13 protein-coding genes are annotated in these 20,525 nt (G+C 73.7%); 7 read left to right on the forward strand and 6 right to left on the reverse strand.

Going from position 1 to position 20,525, the window contains the following annotated elements:
* Positions 1-418: 418 nt before the first annotated feature.
* Positions 419-967, reverse strand: coding sequence for a MarR family winged helix-turn-helix transcriptional regulator (locus tag ACFWP3_RS38395; RefSeq protein WP_384230784.1), 549 nt, complete (start codon positions 965-967; stop codon positions 419-421).
* Between the two features lie 124 nt (positions 968-1,091).
* On the opposite strand from ACFWP3_RS38395, the gene ACFWP3_RS38400 reads away from it, so the two are divergent.
* Positions 1,092-2,402, forward strand: coding sequence for an MFS transporter (locus ACFWP3_RS38400; RefSeq protein ID WP_384230807.1), 1,311 nt, complete (start codon positions 1,092-1,094; stop codon positions 2,400-2,402).
* Between the two features lie 86 nt (positions 2,403-2,488).
* Here ACFWP3_RS38400 and ACFWP3_RS38405 read toward each other — a convergent pair whose 3' ends face one another.
* Entirely contained in the window at positions 2,489-4,276 is a 1,788-nt protein-coding gene (locus ACFWP3_RS38405; RefSeq protein ID WP_384230809.1) for a SpoIIE family protein phosphatase, read from the reverse strand.
* A 135-nt stretch (positions 4,277-4,411) separates the two neighbouring features.
* The gene (locus tag ACFWP3_RS38410) at positions 4,412-5,830 is read right to left on the reverse strand and encodes an NAD(P)/FAD-dependent oxidoreductase (RefSeq protein ID WP_384230787.1); all 1,419 of its coding nucleotides are present in this window, start codon (positions 5,828-5,830) and stop codon (positions 4,412-4,414) included.
* A 339-nt stretch (positions 5,831-6,169) separates the two neighbouring features.
* Here ACFWP3_RS38410 and ACFWP3_RS38415 point away from each other — a divergent pair, with 339 nt between their 5' ends.
* Positions 6,170-6,946 (forward strand): TetR/AcrR family transcriptional regulator, encoded by a 777-nt coding sequence (locus ACFWP3_RS38415; RefSeq protein ID WP_384230789.1) that lies wholly within the window; start codon positions 6,170-6,172, stop codon positions 6,944-6,946.
* A gap of 338 nt (positions 6,947-7,284) precedes the next feature.
* The gene (locus tag ACFWP3_RS38420; protein WP_384230791.1) at positions 7,285-9,402 is read left to right on the forward strand and encodes a sigma-70 family RNA polymerase sigma factor; all 2,118 of its coding nucleotides are present in this window, start codon (positions 7,285-7,287) and stop codon (positions 9,400-9,402) included.
* A 33-nt stretch (positions 9,403-9,435) separates the two neighbouring features.
* Here ACFWP3_RS38420 and ACFWP3_RS38425 read toward each other — a convergent pair whose 3' ends face one another.
* Positions 9,436-11,652: an asparagine synthase-related protein gene (locus ACFWP3_RS38425; protein ID WP_384230793.1), complete on the reverse strand. Its 2,217-nt coding sequence runs from the start codon at positions 11,650-11,652 to the stop codon at positions 9,436-9,438.
* A 630-nt stretch (positions 11,653-12,282) separates the two neighbouring features.
* On the opposite strand from ACFWP3_RS38425, the gene ACFWP3_RS38430 reads away from it, so the two are divergent.
* The 4 genes from ACFWP3_RS38430 to ACFWP3_RS38445 all read left to right on the forward strand — a co-directional run bounded on the left by ACFWP3_RS38430 (position 12,283) and on the right by ACFWP3_RS38445 (position 17,853).
* Positions 12,283-14,142, forward strand: a complete 1,860-nt coding sequence (locus tag ACFWP3_RS38430) for a sporulation protein (RefSeq protein ID WP_384230795.1) — start codon at positions 12,283-12,285, stop codon at positions 14,140-14,142.
* Positions 14,143-14,172: 30 nt separating this feature from the next.
* Positions 14,173-15,405, forward strand: coding sequence for an L-2-hydroxyglutarate oxidase (gene lhgO / locus ACFWP3_RS38435; protein ID WP_384230797.1), 1,233 nt, complete (start codon positions 14,173-14,175; stop codon positions 15,403-15,405).
* 212 nt (positions 15,406-15,617) lie between these two features.
* Complete coding sequence (gene trmB / locus ACFWP3_RS38440) at positions 15,618-16,436, forward strand: tRNA (guanosine(46)-N7)-methyltransferase TrmB (protein ID WP_384230798.1); 819 nt, start codon at positions 15,618-15,620, stop codon at positions 16,434-16,436.
* 43 nt (positions 16,437-16,479) lie between these two features.
* On the forward strand, positions 16,480-17,853 hold the full coding sequence (locus ACFWP3_RS38445) for a PrsW family intramembrane metalloprotease (protein ID WP_384230800.1): 1,374 nt from the start codon (positions 16,480-16,482) through the stop codon (positions 17,851-17,853).
* Here ACFWP3_RS38445 and ACFWP3_RS38450 read toward each other — a convergent pair.
* Together ACFWP3_RS38450 and ACFWP3_RS38455 are read right to left on the reverse strand one after the other, a co-directional pair.
* A complete protein-coding gene (locus ACFWP3_RS38450) occupies positions 17,762-18,805 on the reverse strand; it encodes a M23 family metallopeptidase (protein WP_384230802.1) in 1,044 nt (347 codons plus the stop codon). The two genes, ACFWP3_RS38445 and ACFWP3_RS38450, sit on opposite strands and share 92 nt — an antisense overlap.
* A 291-nt stretch (positions 18,806-19,096) precedes the next feature.
* The gene (locus tag ACFWP3_RS38455; protein ID WP_384230805.1) at positions 19,097-20,308 is read right to left on the reverse strand and encodes a PP2C family protein-serine/threonine phosphatase; all 1,212 of its coding nucleotides are present in this window, start codon (positions 20,306-20,308) and stop codon (positions 19,097-19,099) included.
* Between the last annotated feature and the right edge of the window lie 217 nt (positions 20,309-20,525).

Consider the following 20,525-nt stretch of genomic DNA (forward strand, 5'->3'; position numbering starts at 1 on the left):
TTTCAAAGGAACCTCGATCCACCGAAGTGGAACGGGGTATCAACTTCTGGCGTTGATTTTTGGCACGCTGTTGAGTTCTCAAGGAACGGACGCTTTCTTTGTACTCACCCTCTCGGGCTTTCCTCCGGGCTTTCGTTCTGTTCTTGCGTTTCCGACTCTATCAGACTCTTTCGGGCCTGACCCCCAGTCAGCGGGGTTTGCCTTCCGGGCTGTTGGGCCCTTCCGACTCCTGAACTCTAGTGGATTTCCCCGGCGATTCATAATCGGCCTTCGGAAATGAACTCGGGCATGCCGAATTCGTTCCCAGTGGGAGATCGTGCTGAGTTGGGTGCCGCAACGAGGCGGCGGGATCTGTTGACGCCAAAACCTTTCGGCTCTGGGACAACTCGAAGAACCTTACGGATCCTCGGAGGCTGTGTCAACCCCGGTGGTCAGCCGGGTGGCTGAGGCCCTCCACACGGTCCAGCAGCCGGGCGAGCATGTCGCCGAGCACCCCGCGTTCGGCCGTGGAGAGGTCCTGGAGGAGGTCCTCCTCGAAGACCGTGGCCGCGCGCATCGCGTCCAGCCACTTGCTGCGGCCCTCGTCGGTGAGCTCCACGATCACGCGGACCCGGTTGGACTCGTCGCGCTCGCGCGTGACCAGTCCTTCCGCCGTCATGCGGTCGATCCGGTGGGTCATCGCCGCCGGCGTCAGGCCCAGCTGCTTCGCGAGCTCGCTCGGGCCCATCCGGTACGGGGCTCCGGAGATGACGAGGGCCTTGAGGACCTCCCACTCCGCGTTGCTGATGCCCAGGGCCGCGGTCTGGCGTCCGTACGCGACGTTCATGCGGCGGTTCAGGCGGCTCAGGGCCGAGACCACCTTCTCGACCTGGGGGTCGAGGTCCTGGAACTCGCGCTGGTAGACGGCGATCTGCTCGTCGAGGCTCGGCTCGTGGACGGGCGTAGTGCCGTCGGGGGTGTCACCCATGGTTCGAAGTATGGCATGAGCCCGTTGGCATCTAACTCCTTCGATGTGTACTGTTAACGCTTGAAGTTTAGGTATGAAGTCTTCAGGCTTCAGATATCAAGGCAGGTGAGAAGTGACCAAGGTGATGGGCGCCGCGATGCGGCGGATCCAGGCCGGGAACGCGCTGACCGCGTTCGGCATCGGCTTCACGGTTCCGTTCCTCTACATCTATGTGGCGCAGGTGCGCGATCTGGGCTCCATGGCCGCCACGAGCGCGTTCGTGGCGTTCGCCCTGGGCGCTCTCGTCGCGCTTCCCGTCACCGGTCGGGTCATCGACCGACGCGGTCCCGTACCCGTGGTCATCGGCGCCGCGGTCGCCGCCTCCGTGGGCGCGCTCTCGCTGGGCCTGTCCACCGGTCTGGTGCCGATCCTGCTGTCCGCCCTGGCGCTCGGCGCCGGGCAGGCCGTGATGCAGCCGGCTCTGGCCACCATGATCGTGTGGTGCTCCACCCCGGCCACTCGGACCCGAGCCTTCGCCCTCCAGTTCTTCATGCAGAACCTGGGGCTGGGCATCGGCGGGCTCATCGGCGGCCAGATCGTCGACGAGACCCGGCCCGGCAGCTTCACCCTGCTGTTCGGCATCGAGGCCGTGATGTTCCTGGTCCTGGCGGCGGTCATCGCCTCCGTGCGGATGCCGCAGGTGCAAGGGTTCAAGGACGCCATGCCGAAGGGCTCGGCGCAGGCGGGCGGCGGCTGGAAGCGGCTCATGCGCCACAAGGCCATGGTGCAGCTGTGCGTGCTCGGCTTCGTGCTCTTCTTCGCCTGCTACGGACAGTTCGAGTCGGGTCTGGCCGCCTTCGGTACCGAGGCCGCCGGGATCTCCCCCTCCACCCTCGGCTTCGCGCTGGCCGCCAACACCGGTGCGATCGTCGTCGCGCAGTTCGTCGTGCTCCGGCTCGTCGAGAAGCGTCGCCGCTCCCGCGTGATCGCGCTGGTCGGGCTGATCTGGACCGTGGCGTGGGTCATCGCCGGGTTCTCGGGGCTGGGGCACGGCAGCGCCATGATGGCCGCGGCCGCGTTCATCACCACGTACGCGCTCTTCGGCATCGGCGAGGCCATGCTGTCCCCGACGCTGGCTCCGCTGGTCGCGGACCTGGCTCCGGAGGGCTCCGTGGGCCAGTACAACTCGGCCTTCGCGCTGGTCAAGCAGATGGCGCTGGCGCTGGGGCCGCTCGGTGTGCCGCTGGGTGCGGGGATTCCGATGCTCTACATCGGGATCTTCATCGCGGTCTCGCTCGGGATCGCCTGGCTGGCGCTGCGGCTCGGCAAGCAGCTGACGCCGGTGCAGGACAACCCGTCGCTGTCGCGGGTCGTGGCGCAGGGCGGTCCGGCGGTCGCGGCCGGTTCGGCAGCTCCGCCCGTCGTGGCCGTGGCCGCTGAGGCCCTGCACGCGTAAGCGCCCGTAGGACCCGTACGAGAAGACGCACGGAAGGCCCCGGTCCGGTGGATCGGGGCCTTCCGTGTGTCCGGGGTGCCGGTCGGCTACTTGTCCGGCAGTGCGAACTCGCACCAGACGGCCTTGCCGCCGCCGGGGGTGCGCCGGGTGCCCCAGGAGGAGGCGATGGTCGCGACGATCGAGATGCCGCGGCCGGTCTCGTCGGCCGGTTCGGCGCGGCGGCGGCGCGGGAGGTGGTCGTCCCCGTCGGTGACCTCGATGATCAGGCGGCGGTCGGTGCGGCGCAGCCGCAGGCGCATGGGCGGGGTGCCGTGCTGGAGGGAGTTCGCGACGAGCTCGCTGGCGGCCAGGACGCCGAGGTCGCACAGCTCGACGGGGAAGCGCCAGGAGGTGAGCACCCCCTGGGCGAAGGCGCGGGCGCGCGGTGCGGCCTCGATGCCGCCGAGGAGTTCCAGGGCGGCGTTGTGGAAGAGCTCGGCGTCCGCGCCGGTGCGGGCGGGCTGCTGGAGGACCATCACGGCGACGTCGTCGTCGTGGTCGGCGTCCACGCCCAGCGCGCGCATGAGGCGGTCGCAGATGACGGCGGGGGTGCCCTGGGCGCCGGAGAGGGCGCGTTCCAGGGCGGCGACGCCTTCGTCGATGTCCTCGCCGCGCCGTTCGACGAGGCCGTCGGTGTAGAGGACGGCGGTGGATCCGGGGCCGAGGGCGATGGTGCCGGAGGTGTGGAGCCAGCCACCGGTGCCGAGGGGCGGGCCGGTGGGGTCGGCGGCCCTGCGGACGGTGCCGTCCTCGTCGCGGACCAGGATCGGGAGGTGGCCCGCGGAGGCGTACGCGAGGAGGCCCTCGTTGGGGTCGTGGACGGCGTAGACGCAGGTGGCGATCTGGCTGGCGTCGATTTCGGCGGCGAGGCCGTCGAGGAGCTGGAGGACCTCGTGGGGCGGGAGGTCGAGGCGGGCGTACGCGCGGACGGCGGTGCGCAGCTGGCCCATGACGGCGGCGGCGCGGACTCCGCGGCCCATGACGTCGCCGATGACGAGGGCGGTGCGGCCGGCGCCGAGGGTGATGACGTCGTACCAGTCGCCGCCGACGGCGGCTTCGGTGCCGCCGGGCTGGTAGGTGGCGGCGACGCGCAGGTCGTCGGGCTGTTCGAGCTCCTGTGGGAGGAGGGAGCGCTGGAGGGTGACGGCGGCTTCGCGCTGGCGGCGTTCGCTGGCGCGGAGGCGTTCGACGGCTTCGGCGTGGTCGGTGACGTCGGCGAGGTGGATCAGGATGCCGGTGTGGTGGGGGTCCGTGTCGCTGTCGGTGCCGCCGGTCTTGGGGAACTCGACCGGGGTGCAGGTGACGGTGTACGAGTGGGTGCCGCCCGGTGTGGTGCGGTTCTTGGCGGTACGGGGCTTTCCGCTGCGCTGGACCTGGTCGAGGAGCGGGAGGAGGCCGAGCTCGCCGAGTTCGGGGAGTGCCTGGTGGGCGGGGCCGCCGGGGGTGCGGGTGCCGAAGCCGCTGGTGTAGGCGTCGTTGACGTAGGCGACGCGGTGTTCGGGGCCGTGGACGAGGGCGACCAGGGCGGGGAGCCGGCCGAGGACCTCGCGGACGGAGAGTTCGTCGGGGGAGGGCGCCGCGGCGAGGACGGCGGGCCGGCGGGTGGGGGCGACGGCCGGGGTGGTGCCGGAGCCGCTGCCGGTGCCGGAGACCGTGGGGTCGGCGGGGGAACCGGCGGCGGGCGTGGACCGCTCGGTTCCGGGGTCGGCGCGGCCGCCGCGGGCTGCCGGGACGGAGCCTTCACCCCGCTTGGCCTGGGCGGCGGCGTGTTCGGACCGGGCGGCGGCGCGGCGCTGCGTTCCGGGAAACCGGGCGCTCCAGCGCGTGAAGTTCACTGCGTTCAAGCCTCGTGGTGTCGCAAGTGGTCGCTGTGTCGCTCGTGGTGAGTCGCTGACTGGACGTTGTCACTCTGTGCAGGTGTGAGCCCACCTATGGTCACACGTCCAGTGTGGCCGACCGCACTGACAACGTCAGCCCTGGCTGTCCTGCGGGGGGTTGGGGGCGGGGTTCGGCGGGTGTTCCTTGCGGTGGCCGCCTGCGGCGAGTTCGAATTCTGCCCTGGGGTGTTCGAGTGAGCCTAGGGAGACGATCTCCCGCTTGAAAAGACCTGAGAGGGTCCATTCCGCGAGGACGCGCATCTTGCGGTTGAAGGTGGGGACGCGGCTGAGGTGGTAGGCGCGGTGCATGAACCAGGCGGGGTAGCCCTTGAGCTTGCGGCCGTAGATGTGGGCGACGCCCTTGTGGAGGCCGAGGGAGGCGACGGAGCCGGCGTACTTGTGGGCGTACTCGGTGAGGACCTCGCCGCGCAGGGCGGCGACGAGGTTGTCGGCGAGGGCCTTGGCCTGGCGGACGGCGTGCTGGGCGTTGGGGGCGCATTCGCGGCCGGGCTCGGGCGCGGTGATGTCGGGTACGGCGGCGGCGTCGCCGGCGGACCAGGCGTGCTCCACCCCTTCGACGGTGAGGAAGGAGGTGCAGGCCAGGCGGCCGCGCTCGTTCCTCGGCAGGTCGCAGGAGTTCAGGACGGGGTGGGGTTTGACGCCGGCGGTCCACACGACGGTGCGGGTGGGGAAGCGGGCGCCGTCGCTGAGGACGGCGACGCGGTTCTCGCAGGATTCGAGGCGGGTCTCGAGGCGGATGTCGATGTTGCGTCGGCGTAGTTCGCGGATCGTGTAGACGCCGAGTTCGGGGCCGACCTCGGGGAGGATGTGGTCGCCGGCCTCGACCAGCACCCACTTCATGTCCTCGGGCTTGATGTTGTGGTAGTACCGCGCCGCGTAGCGGGCCATGTCCTCGAGTTCGCCGAGTGCCTCGACGCCCGCGTAGCCGCCGCCGACGAAGACGAAGGTGAGGGCGGCGTCGCGGATGGCGGGGTCCCGGGTGGAGGAGGCGATGTCCATCTGTTCGATGACGTGGTTGCGCAGGCCGATGGCCTCTTCGACGGTCTTGAACCCGATGGCGTAGTCGGCGAGTCCCGGGATGGGCAGGGTGCGGGAGATGGAGCCGGGGGCGAGGACGAGTTCGTCGTACTCGATCTCGGTGGGGCCGGCGCCCTCCTCGTCGGTGGCGAGGGTGGTGACGGTGGCGGTGCGCTTGGAGTGGTCGATGCGCCGGGCCTCGCCGATGACGATGCGGCACTTGCCGAGGACGCGGCGCAGCGGGACCACGACGTGGCGGGGTGAGATCGAGCCCGCGGCTGCTTCGGGGAGGAAGGGCTGGTAGGTCATGTAGGGCTCGGGGGTGACCACCGTGACCTCGGCTTCTTCGGCTCTCAGCTTTCTCTGGAGCCGTAGGGCCGTGTACATGCCGACGTAACCGCCGCCGACGACCAGGATGCGGGTGCGGGGCGGGGTACCGGGGGCCGTGCCCCGGGAGTTAGCAGCCTTCACCATCCCATGACGCAACGTGGCCGGGAGTTTGTCCACAGGCCCGTCAAATTGTGTGACCGGAGGTGGGGGTGGTGCGGGGTGCAAGTGGACCTCGGGATCGGCTGGAGATCCGCAGGTCAGGGGCTGCGGAATGAGTGATTCCGAGGGCACGGAACGGAAAAGTGGGGGTGAATGCTCCGATCGGGCGGTGCTCCGTCCGGGGCTGCCTCTTCTGAATTGACTCTGGCTCAACTATGTTCGTATCTCGTCGAGGAGTAGGACCGGGCCCCATGACCGTGGCCCCCTCGGCGTGAAGGCGGGGAGTGTCTCCGGGGGGAGACAGATGATTACCGGGGGAAACATATGAACATTTCCGATTTCCATGCCTCTGCGACCGCGCTCTCGGTCGAGAGCAACGGCCGCGGTATCGCGGGCGGCAGCACCACGCACGGCGTAGGCCGGTCCACGCCGCTGCGCGTCGACGCCCAGCGCAATCTGGAGCACGTGCTGCGCGCGGCGCGCGAGGTCTTCGGCGAGCTCGGCTACGGAGCTCCGATGGAGGACGTGGCGCGGCGTGCCCGGGTGGGCGTCGGGACGGTCTACCGGCGCTTCCCCAGCAAGGACGTGCTGGTCCGGCGGATAGCCGAGGAAGAGACGGCGCGGCTGACCGAGCAGGCCAAGGCCGCGCTGGGCCAGGAGGAGGAGCCGTGGCAGGCGCTGTCGCGCTTCCTGCGCACCTCCGTGGCCTCGGGCGCGGGGCGGCTGCTGCCGCCGCAGGTGCTCCGGGTGGGCTCGGCGAGCGAGGACGGTGTCGAGGAGGCCGAGGCGGCACGGGTTCCGCACCAGCGCCAGGCCGTCACCGCGGGCGGGGCTCCCGAGCTGCGCGTGGTGGGTACGCGGCCCGCGAGCGAGGACGAGCCTTCGGAGGATGCGGGCGCCGGTGCGCTGCTCGAGGTCGTCGGCCGGCTGGTCGACCGTGCCCGGGAGGCCGGTGAGCTGCGGACCGACGTCACGGTGGCCGATGTCCTGCTGGTGATAGCGACGGCGGCGCCCGCGCTGCCCGACCCGGCGCAGCAGGCGGCGGCCTCGACCCGGCTGCTCGACATCCTGCTGGAAGGCCTGCGGTCCCGGACCGTGTGACACGGGTACCGGGCTGTGTGACGGTCCGGCGCCGTGTGACGGGTCCCGGCCGTGTGACGGGTCCCGGCCGTGTGACGGGTCCCGGCCGTGTGACGGGTCCCGGCCGTGTGACGGGTCCCGGCCGTGTGGCGGGTCCCGGCCGTGTGGCGGGGTGACCGGCGCCCGGGTGTGGTGTCCGCTGTAGTGGCTCTACCGGGCGTCAATCCGTGCGTCAGTACGGGATTTCGTCGAACTGTGCCCGGATGAGTGGATGGCGTACTGAGGGGTTCGACGCGTGGCCGCCGTGTGACACGCTTGATCGGTGTACCGGTTGAGTGTGTCGTGCGGGGGCTTCCGCGATGGGCGTTGACGGGCGTGAAGAGTCACTCGGTGGCGCCGGCGGCGAGGTCGGAGCGGGCAGCCTGCCCGCCCGGCAGGTACCCGCACAACGCGAGCCCGGTGGCCGGCACGCCGCCTCGGCAGGCATCGGCGGTGAGCTGCCGCCGTCCGACGGGGACTTGATCGCCAGGATGCGGGGCGGCGACGACGGTGCCTACGAGGAGCTGTTCCGCCGGCACGCCGATTCCGTACGCCGCTACGCGCGGACCTGCTGCCGGGACGGGCACACCGCCGACGACCTGACCGCCGAGGTGTTCGCACGGACCCTTCAGGCGGTTCGGGGCGGGGCGGGGCCGGACCAGTCGGTGCGGGCCTACCTGCTCACCACCGTACGCAGGGTCGCCGCGGCCTGGGCGAAGACCGCCCGGCGGGAGCACCTCGTCGAGGACTTCGCCGTCTTCGCGGAGCAGGCGGCCACGGGGACCGAGGGCGGGGCCGGGCTGTCGGGCCTGTCCGGGGACGACACCCTCGAACTGGGCGCGGATGTCCGGGCGATGCACGAGGCCGAGCAGTCGCTGGCGATGCAGGCCTTCCGGAGCCTGCCCGAGCGGTGGCAGGCCGTGCTCTGGCACACGACGGTCGAGGAGGCCTCGCCGAGCGCGGTCGCGCCGCTGTTCGGGCTCAGCGCGAACGCGACGGCGGTGCTGGCCAGTCGTGCCCGCGAGGGGCTCAAGCAGGCGTACCTCCAGGCGCATGTGAGTTCGGCGCTGAGCGAGGGCGGCGACTGCGCGCGGTACGCGGACCGGCTGGGCGCCTATGCGCGCGGCGGGCTGCGGATGCGGGCGGAGCGGGGGCTGCGCAAGCACCTGGAGGACTGCGCGAAGTGCCGGCTGGCCGCCGGTGAGCTCAAGGACGTCAACGCGGGCATTCCCGCGCTGCTTCCGGTCGCGGTCATCGGGTGGTTCGCCGCCGGGTACGCGGCGAAGGCGGCCGGGGTGGTGGCCGGCGGGGCCGTCGCCGCGGGCGGTGCCGGGGCCGCTGCGGCCGCCACCGGCGGGTCGACCGCGGGGGCCGGTGCTGCCGGTGGGGCTGCCGGAGCTGGTGCTGCCGGTGGGGCTGCCGGAGCCGGTGCTGCTGGTGCTGCCGGTGGGGCTGCCGGTGGGGCTGCCGGTGGGGCTGCCGGGTCGGGTGCTGCCGGTGGGGCGAGCGCTGCGGGTGGGGCGGGAGGCGCCGCCGGTGGGGCTGCCGGTGGGGCCGGGTCGGGGGCTGGGGCCGGGGGCGCGGTGCTGTCCGAGGGGCTGGGCATGCCGGCCAAGGCCGCCATCGCCGCCGGGCTCGCGGTCGCCGCGGCCGCCGGGGTGGTGTTCGCGCTGGCCGGGGACGACACCGAGCCGCAGGCCCAGGCGAAGCCCGCCCCCGGCTTGGCGGCTCCGGTGGTGCCGAGCGCGCCCTCCTCGCCCGCGCCGAGCCCGCCCGAGGAGGAGCCACCGCCCGCACGGAGCCTCGTACCGCCGCCGTCGGCCAAGCCTTCGCCGTCCTCCTCGCCCGCCCCGACCGCTTCCGTCGCACCGCGCCCCTCGCCCTCTCCCCCGCCCAGCCGGGAGGAGCCCTCGCCCAGCCCGTCACCGAGCCGCACCTCCGCGAAGCCCACCCCGCCGCCCGCGCCGAAGCCCGCCGAGGCGTTCCAGCTGTCCCGGCTCGGCCAGTCCGCCTACGGGGACCACGAGGGCCCGGAGATCCAGACCTGGCGCAGCAGCTGGGTCTGGCAGCGGTGGGGCCTGCAGGTGGGCGACCGGCGGTTCGGGCAGGGGATCACCGTGAACTCCCGGTCCTCCGTGGAGATCACCCTCAACCGGCAGTGCACGGCCTTCTCGGCGCGCGCCGGGGTGGACGGCCTGTCGATGCCCGCCTGGGGGTCCTCCCGGGCGGAGTCCGGGGGCGGCTCGGTGCGGTTCTCCGTCTACGCGGACGGGCAGCGGCTGTGGCAGTCCGCGGCCCTCGGGTACGGGGATCCGCCGGCGGCCGTGGACGTGTCGCTGGCCGGGCGCAAGACGCTGCGCCTGGTGACGGAGAAGTCCGGTCCGGGCCGGCTGCCCCTGCTGGCGAGCTGGGCCGACTCGGTGATCAGCTGCCGCTGACCGGGCGAAGGCGGGCCGGGTGCGGCGCCCGGCTCAGGACAGGGCCGGGCGGTGCACGGGGACCCCTTCCGGCACCGCGCGGCGGCGGGCCGCGGACGTGCCCGTCCAGCAGGTGCCGCGGCGGGCGAGGAGGCGGTGCAGCCACAGTTCCATGGAGACGAGCTCCGCCAGCCCGTCGAGCGGGACCGGTCGGCCTTCGGCCGCGTCGAGCAGGGCCTGCTGGACGACCCGGGCGTCGATCAGCCCGGCGTCCGCGAGCAGCGGTGCGGCGAACAGGGCGAGCAGCTCGCTCAGGGCGGCGCGCAGTCCGAGCCGGGTCGCCGTCTCGTGCGGTGTGTGGGCGGTGGCGCCCCAGCCGGGCGGGAGTTCGCGCACCCCGGTCGAGGACAGGACGGTGCGCAGGATCGCGGCGCGGGCCCCGGGCTGGACGCGCAGGGATTCGGGGAGGGCGCGGGCGGCCCGGACGACCTGGTTGTCCAGGAAGGGGGCGTGCAGGCGCTGGCTGCGGACCTCCACGGCCTGTTCGAAGACCCGGTGGTCGGCGGCGTGCCGGGCGAGGGCCGCGCGGGCCCGGGCCTCCCCCGGGCGCAGGGACAGGGGAGGGCGGCCGGCCGCGGCCGTGAGGCGGATCGATACTTCCGCCAAGGCCTCGCCCGTCAGCCAGCCCGCCGCCGGGCCGGGCCGGGACCAGGTCAGGGCGGCGAGGGAGGCGTCCACCGGACCGGAGGCGCGCTCGGTGACCCCGCCCTCGCGGAGCCTGGCCGCGGCGGCTTCCATGCCCGCGCGGTACGTCGTACGGGCAAGTCTTCGGGCTGCGGAGTACACGGTCAGCGGTACCAGCAGGGATTCGCCGGAGGCTCCGGAAGCCGATGCCGAGCGGGCCAGCGCCGCGACCGGGCGCAGCAGGTGGCGCCGGCGGCGGTCCATCAGGAGGTCGGCCATGCGGGCGGGGTGCGCGTCGAGGACCTGGCGGGCGCCGTGGCCGGTGAAGTGGTCGGCCGAGCCGGCGGCCAGCCGGCGCCGCTCGCGGGCGGCGAAGACCAGGGAGGGGCCGGGTTCGTCGGTCAGCGGGCCGTCGAGTTCGGCGTACGGGAGGGCCTCCGCGGCGGCGGCGACCACGACGTGGTGCAGGCGCGGGTCGGCGGCGATGGCGTGGGCCCGCTCGAGTTCGTCCTCGCGGCCCTGCGGGGTGGCCAGGTCGTTGAAGGTGACCGCCAGCAGCCGGGCGCCGGCGGGGCTGGTGAGGGTGCCGGGGGCGCCGGGCAGGCCGGCCGCCAGCAGGGCCAGGGTCGCGGAGGCGCTGCCGCCGGAGAGGTCGGCGCCGACCCCGGGCACCGGGCCGCCGCGGGCGGCGCGCCGGTCGGCGGGGCCCATTCCGGGCACGGGGCCGGGATCGTACGGCGGCGCTGTGTCGGGGGCATGGCGCGGAGCCGTGAGCCGGGCGCGCACTGCATCGACCAAAGCTTCCCGTACGCCCTCCACCGCCCGGTCGGGATCCGCCTGCGGCCCGGCCACCGCGAGGGAGGCGACGGGCTCGTAGCCGGTGATCTCGCGGGAGCCCTCGCGCAGGATGAGGGCGTGCCCGGGCGGGATGCGGCGGACGCCGGCGTACGGTGTGCCGTCGCCCAGTGCCTCCGGGCTGTCGGGGCAGGCCAGCAGGGCGGCGAGATGGCCGATGTCGAGCTGTGCCTCGATGAGGTCGGCGAGCGGGAGGGCGGCCGTGGCGTACGCGGTGCCGCTGGCCCAGGGGGTGTAGAAGACGGGCCGCGCGCCCGCGAGGTCGCCGACGATCGTGATCCTGCGGCCGACCTGGACCACGGCGGTGTAGCTGCCGGACCACTGGGTGAGGTGGCGCAGGGCTCCGCCGCGGGCGGCGTAGAGGGCGCGTCTCAGCTCGGCGTCGGTGGCGCCGCAGCAGCCGAGGACGGCGATCCGGGTGAAGGGGTCGGCCGGGTCGGCGGTGAGGGTGCGGATCTCGTCGGGGCGCCAGTCGCCGACGGCCCAGAGCGGGTCGGGGTCTCCCCAGAGCAGCTGGGAGCCGACGGGGTGGACGGTGCGCTCGGCGTCCGCGCCGGGGTCGTCCGCGTGGGCCGCGTCCGCGATGCCGCCGTGCGGCGGGGCGCCGGCGCCCGGGTACCCGGTATCGGGGTGAGCGCGTCGGCCGGAGCCGTGTTGGGGTCCCTGACCTGCGACGCGGCCGGCCGTGCCGAAACTCGCGGCGATACTGCTCCAACCCACCAACCAGCGCACCGCCGCCTCCCCAGCCTGTGGGCACATGACCGGGGCACGGGCAGCACGGTCGGCGCTGAGTGCGCGGTCGGCGGGACCCCGGGTGGCTCGGGTCCATGCTGCCACGGGACAGGCGTGCGAGAGTGGTTAAAGGGGGCGCACATGCAAACGAACACGCCCCCGCCACGCGGTATTTGGCGTTCCGTTCCACCCGCCCCATAGGTCGCTTTCAGCCATTCTTCGGCTGCACTGAGAGCCGTCGGAGGCCGCCGGCCCCCGACGCGCGGGCGCGGTCCGGGAGGCGGAATCCGCCCCCCGGCCCGTTCCGCCACCCGCGGGGATTGAGGTAGCGGCATCCCCCGGCCCGTCCGATCCGCGCAGCGGGCCGACCCACGCACCGCACATCGAATCGCCGGGCCCGCGGACCGGCCAGAGCGCACGGGCGGGCGCACGGCCACACGGGCGGAGCACGCGGGGAGACGTGCGCCCCGGACACCGGGCCGGGGCGGACTGTGCAAACGGACAACAATCCCGCCATACGGAAGTCGGGGCCTTAACGCTTGGGAGGCGGGGAACTACGCTGGGTTTACGAAATGCCGGGAGCCTATGCCCCGGCGGCGTCTGCGTTCCGCGTGTGACGAGGGGTGGCGCATGTCCAGGGAGCTCCGCGAGCCCAATGAGAAGCTCGGCGCCGTCCTAGCCCTCGCGGGCATCAGCAACGCGGGACTGGCCCGGCGGGTCAACGACCTCGGCGCGCAGCGCGGTCTGACGCTTCGGTACGACAAGACGTCGGTGGCCCGCTGGGTATCGAAGGGCATGGTGCCGCAGGGCGCCGCGCCGCATCTGATCGCGGCCGCCATCGGCGCGAAGCTGGGGCGGCCGGTGCCGCTGCACGAGATCGGGCTGGCGGACGCGGACCCCGCGCCCGAGGTCGGTCTGGCGTTCCCGCGGGACGTGGGGGCGGCGGTGCGGTCGGCCACCGATCTCTACCGGCTCGACCTCGCCGGGCGGCGCGGGGGTGGCGGGATCTGGCAGTCCCTCGCCGGTTCGTTCTCGGTGGCGGCGTACGCGACGCCCGCCTCGCGCTGGCTGATATCTCCCGCCGACGGCTCGGTGGCGCGCGAGCCCTCGGGGACGGGCGGCTCGGTGCCCGCTGCGCCGGGGCCCTCGGCCGGGACCCCCTCGGGGGCGGCCTCGGCCCAGGACGCGCCGGTGCACGATCCTCCGGCGGGCGGCGCGCCGGTACGCAGGGCGCCGGGAGGTCCGGGGCAGGGCGGTGCGGGTCCGGGCGGTGCGGGAACGGCCGCGGGACCGGTAACCGGACCGGGAACGGGGACGGCCGCCGGGCAGGTCGCCGTGCCGAGCACCGGACAGACCGCCGTGCCGAGCGCCGGACAGACCGGAGGACAGACCGCCGGACAGACCGGAGGACCGGCCGGAGGACAGGCCGGAGGACCGGCCGGAGGACAGGCTTCAGGGCCTGCCGCCGGGCCGACGACCGGACCCGTGACGGGTGCGGCGGGAAGCCTGCCGGCTCCGCCGTCCACCGTTGTGCCCGTACAGCCCGGCGCCGAAACGCCCCGAGACCACGGCCAGCGCGTCGGCCACAGCGATGTCGCCAAGCTGCGCGAGGCCGCCGAGGACGCCCGCCGCTGGGACTCCAAGTACGGCGGCGGGGACTGGCGTTCGTCGATGGTGCCCGAGTGCCTGCGGGTGGACGCGGCGCCCCTGCTGCTCGGCTCCTATACCGACGAGGTGGGCCGCGCCCTGTTCGGCGCGACCGCCGAGCTGACCCGGCTCGCCGGCTGGATGGCCTTCGACACCGGCCAGCAGGAGGCCGCCCAGCGCTACTACATCCAGGCGCTGCGCCTGGCCCGGGCGGCCGCGGACGTACCGCTCGGCGGGTACGTCCTGGCCTCGATGTCCCTGCAGGCGACCTACCGCGACTTCCCCGACGAGGGCGTGGACCTCGCGCAGGCCGCCGTCGAGCGCAACCGGGGCCTGGCCACCGCCCGCACCATGAGCTTCTTCCGGCTCGTCGAGGCCCGGGCGCACGCGAAGGCGGGCGACTCCTCGGCCGCGGGGGCCGCGCTGCGGGCGGCGGAGGGCTGGCTGGAGCGGGCCCGGGAGGGCGATCCGGACCCGACCTGGCTCGGCTTCTACTCGTACGACCGCTTCGCGGCGGACGCGGCGGAGTGCTACCGGGACCTGAAACTCCCGCGCCAGGTAAGGCGATTCACCGAACAGGCCCTGTCCCGGCCCACCGAGGAGTATGTACGGTCGCATGGGCTGCGCCTGGTCGTGAGCGCGGTCGCCGAGCTGGAGTCGGGAAACCTCGACGCGGCCTGCGCGGCGGGCACCCGGGCGGTGGAGGTGGCGGGCCGGATCTCCTCGGCGCGGACGACCGAATACGTGCGGGACCTGCTGCACCGCCTGGAACCGTACGGGGACGAGCCGCGGGTGGCGGAGCTGCGCGAGCGCGCGCGGCCGCTGCTGGTGGCGCAGGTGTAGGGGCCGCGTGGCCGCGTTGTCGGTGGCGGGGTGCAGTATGCAGGGGTGGGAGGTGTCAGCGTGGGCGGCGGCGTGGACTGCGATGTGCTGGTGATCGGTGGCGGGATCGTCGGCCTGTCGACGGCTCATGCCCTGTCACGGCTGGCTCCGGGGACCAGGGTGGTCGTCCTGGAGAAGGAGGCCGGCCCGGCCCGGCACCAGACGGGGCGCAACAGCGGGGTGATCCACAGCGGGATCTACTACCGTCCCGGATCGCTCAAGGCGCGCTTCGCGGTGCGCGGAGCTGCCGAGATGGTCAAGTTCTGCGCGGAGCACGGCATTCCGCACGAGGTGACGGGCAAGCTGATCGTCGCCACCGAGCGCGAGGAGCTGCCGCGGCTGCACGCGCTGGTGCAGCGCGGCCGGGAGAACGGCATTCCGGTGCGCGAGCTCGGCCCGGCGCAGATCTCGGAGTACGAGCCGGAGGTGCAGGGCCTGGCCGCGATCCACGTGGGCAGCACCGGCATCGCGGACTACGGCCGGGTGACGGCGCAGCTGGCCGAGTCCTCGGGCGCGGAGATCGTCTACGGCGGCGCGGTCGACCTGATCTCCCGCCGCCCCTCGGCGGTCGCGGTCCGCACCACCTCCGGGCTGGTGGTCCGCGCCCGGGTCCTGGTGAACTGCGCGGGCCTGCAGTGCGACCGGATCGCCCGCCTGGCCGGAGACGACCCGGGCATGCGGATCATCCCCTTCCGCGGTGAGTACTACGACCTGGCCCGGCCCGAGCTGGTCCGGGGGCTCGTCTATCCGGTGCCCGACCCCGCCTTCCCCTTCCTGGGCGTCCACCTGACCCGGGGCATCGCGGGGGGCGTCCACGTCGGGCCGAACGCGGTGCCCGCGCTGGCCCGCGAGGGCTACGACTGGTTCACCGTCCGCCCGCGCGACATCGGCTCCGAGCTGGCCTGGCCGGGATCCTGGCGGATGGCCGCACGGCACTGGCGGTACGGGATGGGCGAGATCCACCGCTCGCTGTCGAAGCAGGCCTTCACCCAGGCGGTACGGCGCCTCCTGCCGGCCGTGACCGCGGCGGACCTCACCCCCGCCCCGGCCGGGGTCCGCGCGCAGGCCGTCCTGCGGGACGGCACGCTGGTGGACGACTTCCTGATCAAGGACGCCCCGCGCACGGTGCACGTCCTCAACGCCCCGTCGCCGGCCGCCACCGCCTCCCTCCCCATCGGCCGCGAGATCGCCACCCGCGCCCTGCGGACCCTCGGCTCGGCCTGAGCGATCCGGGGGGGCCGAGGGGCCGGGCCTGAGCGGTCCCGAGGCGGGCCGGGGGCGGTCCGGGGGCGGGGGCCGAGGGGCCGGGCCCGAGCCGTCCCGAGGCGGGCCGGGGTCGGCCTGAGCGGTCCGGGGGCGGGGGCCTGGGGCCTCGAACGTCTCCCCGGAGCCGCGCGCAGGTCCGCCGCGGACCCCCGTCGTAGAATCTCGGCATTGTGTCTGAGTCCCTGAATCCCCAGCCGCCCAGCCTCCCGGACCCCGCACCCGCGCCGGAGGCGAACGCGTACGTGCCGCCCAAGTGGCGGACCGAGCCCCGCTTCCCCGACGGGCCCTCCCCGGACCCGGCCGGCTCGCACCACGAGCGGCGCATCCGGAGCTTCCAGCCCCGCCGCAGCCGGGTCACCACCGGACAGGGCGAGGCCCTGAAGCGCCTGTGGGGCACCTGGGGCCTGGACATCGACGGCCACGAGGTCATCGACCTGAAGGCCCTGTTCGACGGACTGCCCGTCGTCCTGGAGATCGGCTTCGGCATGGGCGAGGCCACCGCCCAGATGGCCGCCGCCGACCCCGGCACCGGCATCCTCGCCGCCGACGTGCACACCCCCGGCCAGGGCAACCTCCTCGCCCTCGCGGAGCGCGGCGGCATGACCAACGTCCGGGTGGCCAACGGCGACGCCATCATCCTGCTCCGCGAGATGCTGCCGCCCGACTCCCTGGCCGGCATCCGCGTGTACTTCCCGGACCCCTGGCCCAAGGCCCGCCACCACAAGCGCCGGCTGATCCAGCCCGAGTTCCTCACGCTGGCGGCGACCCGCCTGGCGCCCGGGGCCGTGCTGCACTGCGCGACCGACTGGGAGCCGTACGCCGAGCAGATGCTCGAAGTGCTCACCGCCCACCCGGACTTCGTGAACACCCAGGCCGACGGCGGCTATGCGCCGCGCCCCGACTTCCGGCCGCTCACCCGGTTCGAGGGCCAGGGCCTCGACAAGGGCCACGTCGTACACGACTTGCTGTTCCGGCGCCGGGAGAACTGACAACGTCACCGCGCGTGTCAGACCGGCTCTGTAGGGTCATGGTGTGTTCCGAGCGCTCCCCGCTGTGCTCGCACGCCCGTCGGGCCCGGTCCGCACGTGCGTGCTCCTCGTTCTGCTCGCCGCCACCGGGGTCGCGATCCTCGAACTCGTGCGGGAGCAGACGGGTACCCCCGGCTTCTTCGTCGGTCTGGGCCTGGCCCTGCTGCCGGTTCCGCTGCTCATGGCGGCCTTCCGGTGGCTGGGCCGGGCCGCGCCCGCGCCCTGGCCGCAGCTGCTGTTCTGCTTCGGCTGGGGTGCCTGCACCGCGGCGCTGATCGCGATACTGGCCAACAGCTTCGCGACCGAGTGGATAGCCGCGGCCACCGCGGACCCCTCCGATGCCGATCAGCTCGGCTCGGTGGCGATCGCGCCGGTGGTGGAGGAGAGCGCCAAGGCGGCTGCCCTGCTCCTCGTGTTCGTCTTCAGGAGACGGCATTTCACCGGCCCCGCCGACGGTTTCGTGGTGGCCGGCTTCACCGCGACCGGTTTCGCCTTCACCGAGAACATCCTCTACCTCGGCAACGCCTTCGACGAGGACCTGGCCAAGGGCACCGGCATGCTCAACTCGGTCACGGCCGCGACCTTCTTCGTCCGCATAGTGGTGTCGCCTTTCGCGCACCCGCTGTTCACGGTGCTCACCGGGCTCGGTTTCGGCGCGGCCGCGCTCAGCACCGGCCGGGGGCGCAGGATCGGCCTGCCCGTGCTCGGGCTGGCGCTCGCCATGGGCCTGCACGCGCTGTGGAACAGCTCGTCGCGGCTCGGGGAGTACGGGTTCTACGTGGTCTACGGCTGCGTGATGGTCCCGGTGTTCGGGCTGCTGCTGTGGCTGGCGGTGCGGATAAGGCGTCGTCGCCTGCGGGCCGTCGCCGGGGAGCTCGCGGTGTACGCGGCCGCCGGCTGGCTCGGTCCGGCCGAGGTCCCCGCCCTGGCTTCGATGCCCGCCCGGTCGCTGGCCCGCAGCCTGGCCCGGCGCAGCGGCGGCCGGGCGGCGGGGCGGGCGGTGGCCCGGTACGAGGCGGACGCGGCGGCCCTGGCCCTGCTGCGGAACCGGGCGCGCCGCGGCGGCCCGGGCGGCGAGCCCGATTTCGCCGGACGGGAGCGGGAGTTGCTGGACCGGCTGTGGATGCGCCGGGCGACGGCGGGGCCGGCGCTGGCGCGGGCGGCGGTCATGGAGGAGCTGCTTCCGCCGTGGTTCGATCCCCTGCCCCGGCCCGCCGTGGTGCCCGGGGCGGTGCTGACCGGCATGCCGACGCCGCGACGGGCGGGCGATGCCGGGGGTCCGGACCTCAGACGTTCAGGCCCTTGGAGGTCAGCCACGCCAGCGGGTCCATCGTCGAGCCGCCCTTGCGTACTTCCAGGTGGAGATGGGGTCCGGTGACGTTGCCGGTGGCGCCGACGCGGCCGATGGTCTCGCCCGGGGAGACCGAGCCGGAGGTCACGGACATGGAGGAGAGGTGGCAGTACCAGATCTCCGTGCCGTCCTCGAGCTCCAGCACGATCCGGTAGCCGTACGCTCCGGACCAGCCGGCCGAGGTGATCTTCCCGGCGGCCACGGCCTTGGCCGGGGTGCCGGTGGGGGCCGCGAAGTCGAGGCCGGTGTGGTGGCCGGAGGACCACATGGAGCCGGCGACCCCGTAGTGCGAGGTGAGGGTGTAGGCGGAGGTGGGCAGGGAGTAGCTGCCGGCGAGTTTGGCGACGCGCTCCTGCTCGGCCTTGGCCGCGGCGGCCTGCTCGGCGGCCTTGGCCTCCTGGGCGGCCTTCGCCTCGGCCGCCGCCTTCGCTTCCTCGGCGGCGGTGCGCGCGGCCTCGGCCTTGTCCTTGGCCTCCTGGGCGGCGGTCTCGCGGGCGGTCCGCTCGGCCTCGGCCCGGGCCTGGTCCGACGCGGCGGCCTGCTGTGCGTCGGCCTGCTGGAGGATGCGGTTGCGCAGCACCTCGCCGGGGTCGGCACGGCGGTCGGACTGCTGCGGGATGATCCCGGTCCTCGCGGCCGCCCCGGCCGCCTCTCCGGAACCGGTTCCCGCCTGCCGGACGTTGTCGCCGGTCATCCCGGCGGCGGAGTCGCCCGGCACGATGTCGGGCAGTGCGGGCAGGGATATCGCGACCTGGGGCCGGTCCTGGGCGGTGGCGATGCCGCTCGCGCCGACCGCCGCGATGACGCCGACGCCGAGCACGGTGGAGCTGCGGGCCAGTCCGCCGCGCTGCTTGGCCACCCGGTGCTTGCCGCGGACCGAACGGACCGAATCCTCGGTGGGATTCCACTCGCCCCAGGCGCCCGCGGTCGGCGGCTCCTGGTTCTCGATGCCTTCGGGGGCAGGCAAGTTGGAGGCCACCGGGGCACACTCCTCATTGACGCGATCGCGCACGGCGCCGTCTCTTGCGACGGCTGGGACGACCGCGCTGCGTTATCGAAAGGTAATAGACGGAGGGGAGTGATTCCAAGCTGTTGCGATGGATCGTTCGCACAATCGGCCACTCCCCGACCTGCTCTGGCCAGGCCTTTTCGCCTGAGATGCGGATCAACTCGGGCAAAATTCAGGCCATTGCGCTGTCACTTCAGCCACAACTGGATCATGACGATCCGTCAGTCACCTTGCAGAGAGCGGCCTGCCACTCACCCACCGTCACGGATCGTCGTCCCGGGGCACCACCGGAACGGTCAGCCGCCGCTCCGGCTCCCCCTCTCCGGGCCGGCCCACCGCGAGCAGCGCCATGTCGTCCGTCGCCCCGCCCCCGGTGTGCCGGCGCACATCGCTGCTGAGCGCGCCGAGCAGTGCCTGCGGCCCGGGGAACACCCGCCCGCGCAGCCGGTCCGCCGGATCGTAGAAGTCCCCCGCCCGGTCGCGGGCCTCGGTGACCCCGTCCGTGTACAGCAGCAGCGTGGAACCGGCCGGGAAGGGCCACTCCTCGACCCGTCCCGGCCGTCCGTCCAGCTCGCCCAGGCCGAGCGGCACGGCGGGCTCCTGCGGCCCGAGCCCCAGCAGCTGCCCGTCGGCGTGCAGCAGCAGCGGCTCGGGGTGGCCGCGGTTCAGCAGCCGCAGCACGTGCGCCTCCGGCGGGACCTCCCCGAGCACGCACGTGGTGAAGCCCTCCACCGCGTCCAGGCTGTCGCGCCGGACGCCCTCCCGGGCCAGGGCCCGCTCCAGCCGCTGCGCCAGCTGCACCAGCGTCGGCTCGGTCTCCGCCGCCTCCCGGAAGGCCCCCAGGACCACCGCCACGGCCTCCACCGCGCCCAGCCCCTTGCCCCGTACGTCGCCCACCGCCAGCCGCACTCCGTACGGGGTCTCCTGGACGGCGTACAGGTCCCCGCCGATGAAGGCGTCCGCCTGCGCGGCCTCGTACCGGGCCGAGACGTGCAGGCCCCCGATCCGCTCTGCGGGCGTGGGCAGCACCGCCCGCTGCGCGGCCTCGGCGATGCCGCGCGCGGAGGCCAGCCGCTCTCCGCTGCGCCGCACCACGCGGTTGATCAGGAGCGCCAGGCCGGACACGGTCAGGACGGTGACCAGCTCGGTCAGCGCCTCCACCTTCCAGGTGGTGCCGTGGTACAGGTGCAGCAGGACCACCACGAGCGAGGCCAGGGCGCCGGTCACGGCCGTGGCCCGGAAGCTGAACAGCGGGGCGGCGATCAGCGGGGCCGCCGAGAAGAACGGGGATCCGGTGAAGTTGGGCGGGGTCAGCAGGTCGAAGACCAGCCCGACGACGATCAGCGCGGCCGGCAGCACCCGGACCACCTGCCGGGCCAGTCCGCTGCCGGCACCGTCCGCGCCCTCGCGCTCGCCGTTGTCCCGCCGGCCCAGCCCCACCACGCTGCTCTCCTGCCGCCCGGTCGCTCGCACGGGTGCGGGCTGGCCACCGCCTCGCCCCTCAAGGGTGGCGGCAGGGGTGCCCGTACGGCGACCCGGCTGCGGCCGATCGGGTGACGGGCGTGAGACGACGCGGGAGTGACGGTCCGGAACACGACGAAGGCCCGGTTCCAGGGGAACCGGGCCTTCGTACTGAGTAGCGGGGACAGGATTTGAACCTGCGACCTCTGGGTTATGAGCCCAGCGAGCT

Source organism: Streptomyces sp. NPDC058525 (assembly GCF_042719495.1).
Taxonomy (GTDB): Bacteria; Actinomycetota; Actinomycetes; order Streptomycetales; family Streptomycetaceae; genus Streptomyces.

What these genes read in the sequence shown, in the direction of transcription:
- ACFWP3_RS38395 (WP_384230784.1), bottom strand. Translation starts at nt 967, where the DNA reads ATGGGTGACACCCCCGACGGCACTACGCCCGTCCACGAGCCGAGCCTC.
- ACFWP3_RS38400 (WP_384230807.1), top strand. Translation starts at nt 1,092, where the DNA reads ATGGGCGCCGCGATGCGGCGGATCCAGGCCGGGAACGCGCTGACCGCG.
- ACFWP3_RS38410 (WP_384230787.1), bottom strand. Translation starts at nt 5,830, where the DNA reads ATGGTGAAGGCTGCTAACTCCCGGGGCACGGCCCCCGGTACCCCGCCC.
- ACFWP3_RS38415 (WP_384230789.1), top strand. Translation starts at nt 6,170, where the DNA reads ATGAACATTTCCGATTTCCATGCCTCTGCGACCGCGCTCTCGGTCGAG.
- ACFWP3_RS38420 (WP_384230791.1), top strand. Translation starts at nt 7,285, where the DNA reads ATGGGCGTTGACGGGCGTGAAGAGTCACTCGGTGGCGCCGGCGGCGAG.
- ACFWP3_RS38430 (WP_384230795.1), top strand. Translation starts at nt 12,283, where the DNA reads ATGTCCAGGGAGCTCCGCGAGCCCAATGAGAAGCTCGGCGCCGTCCTA.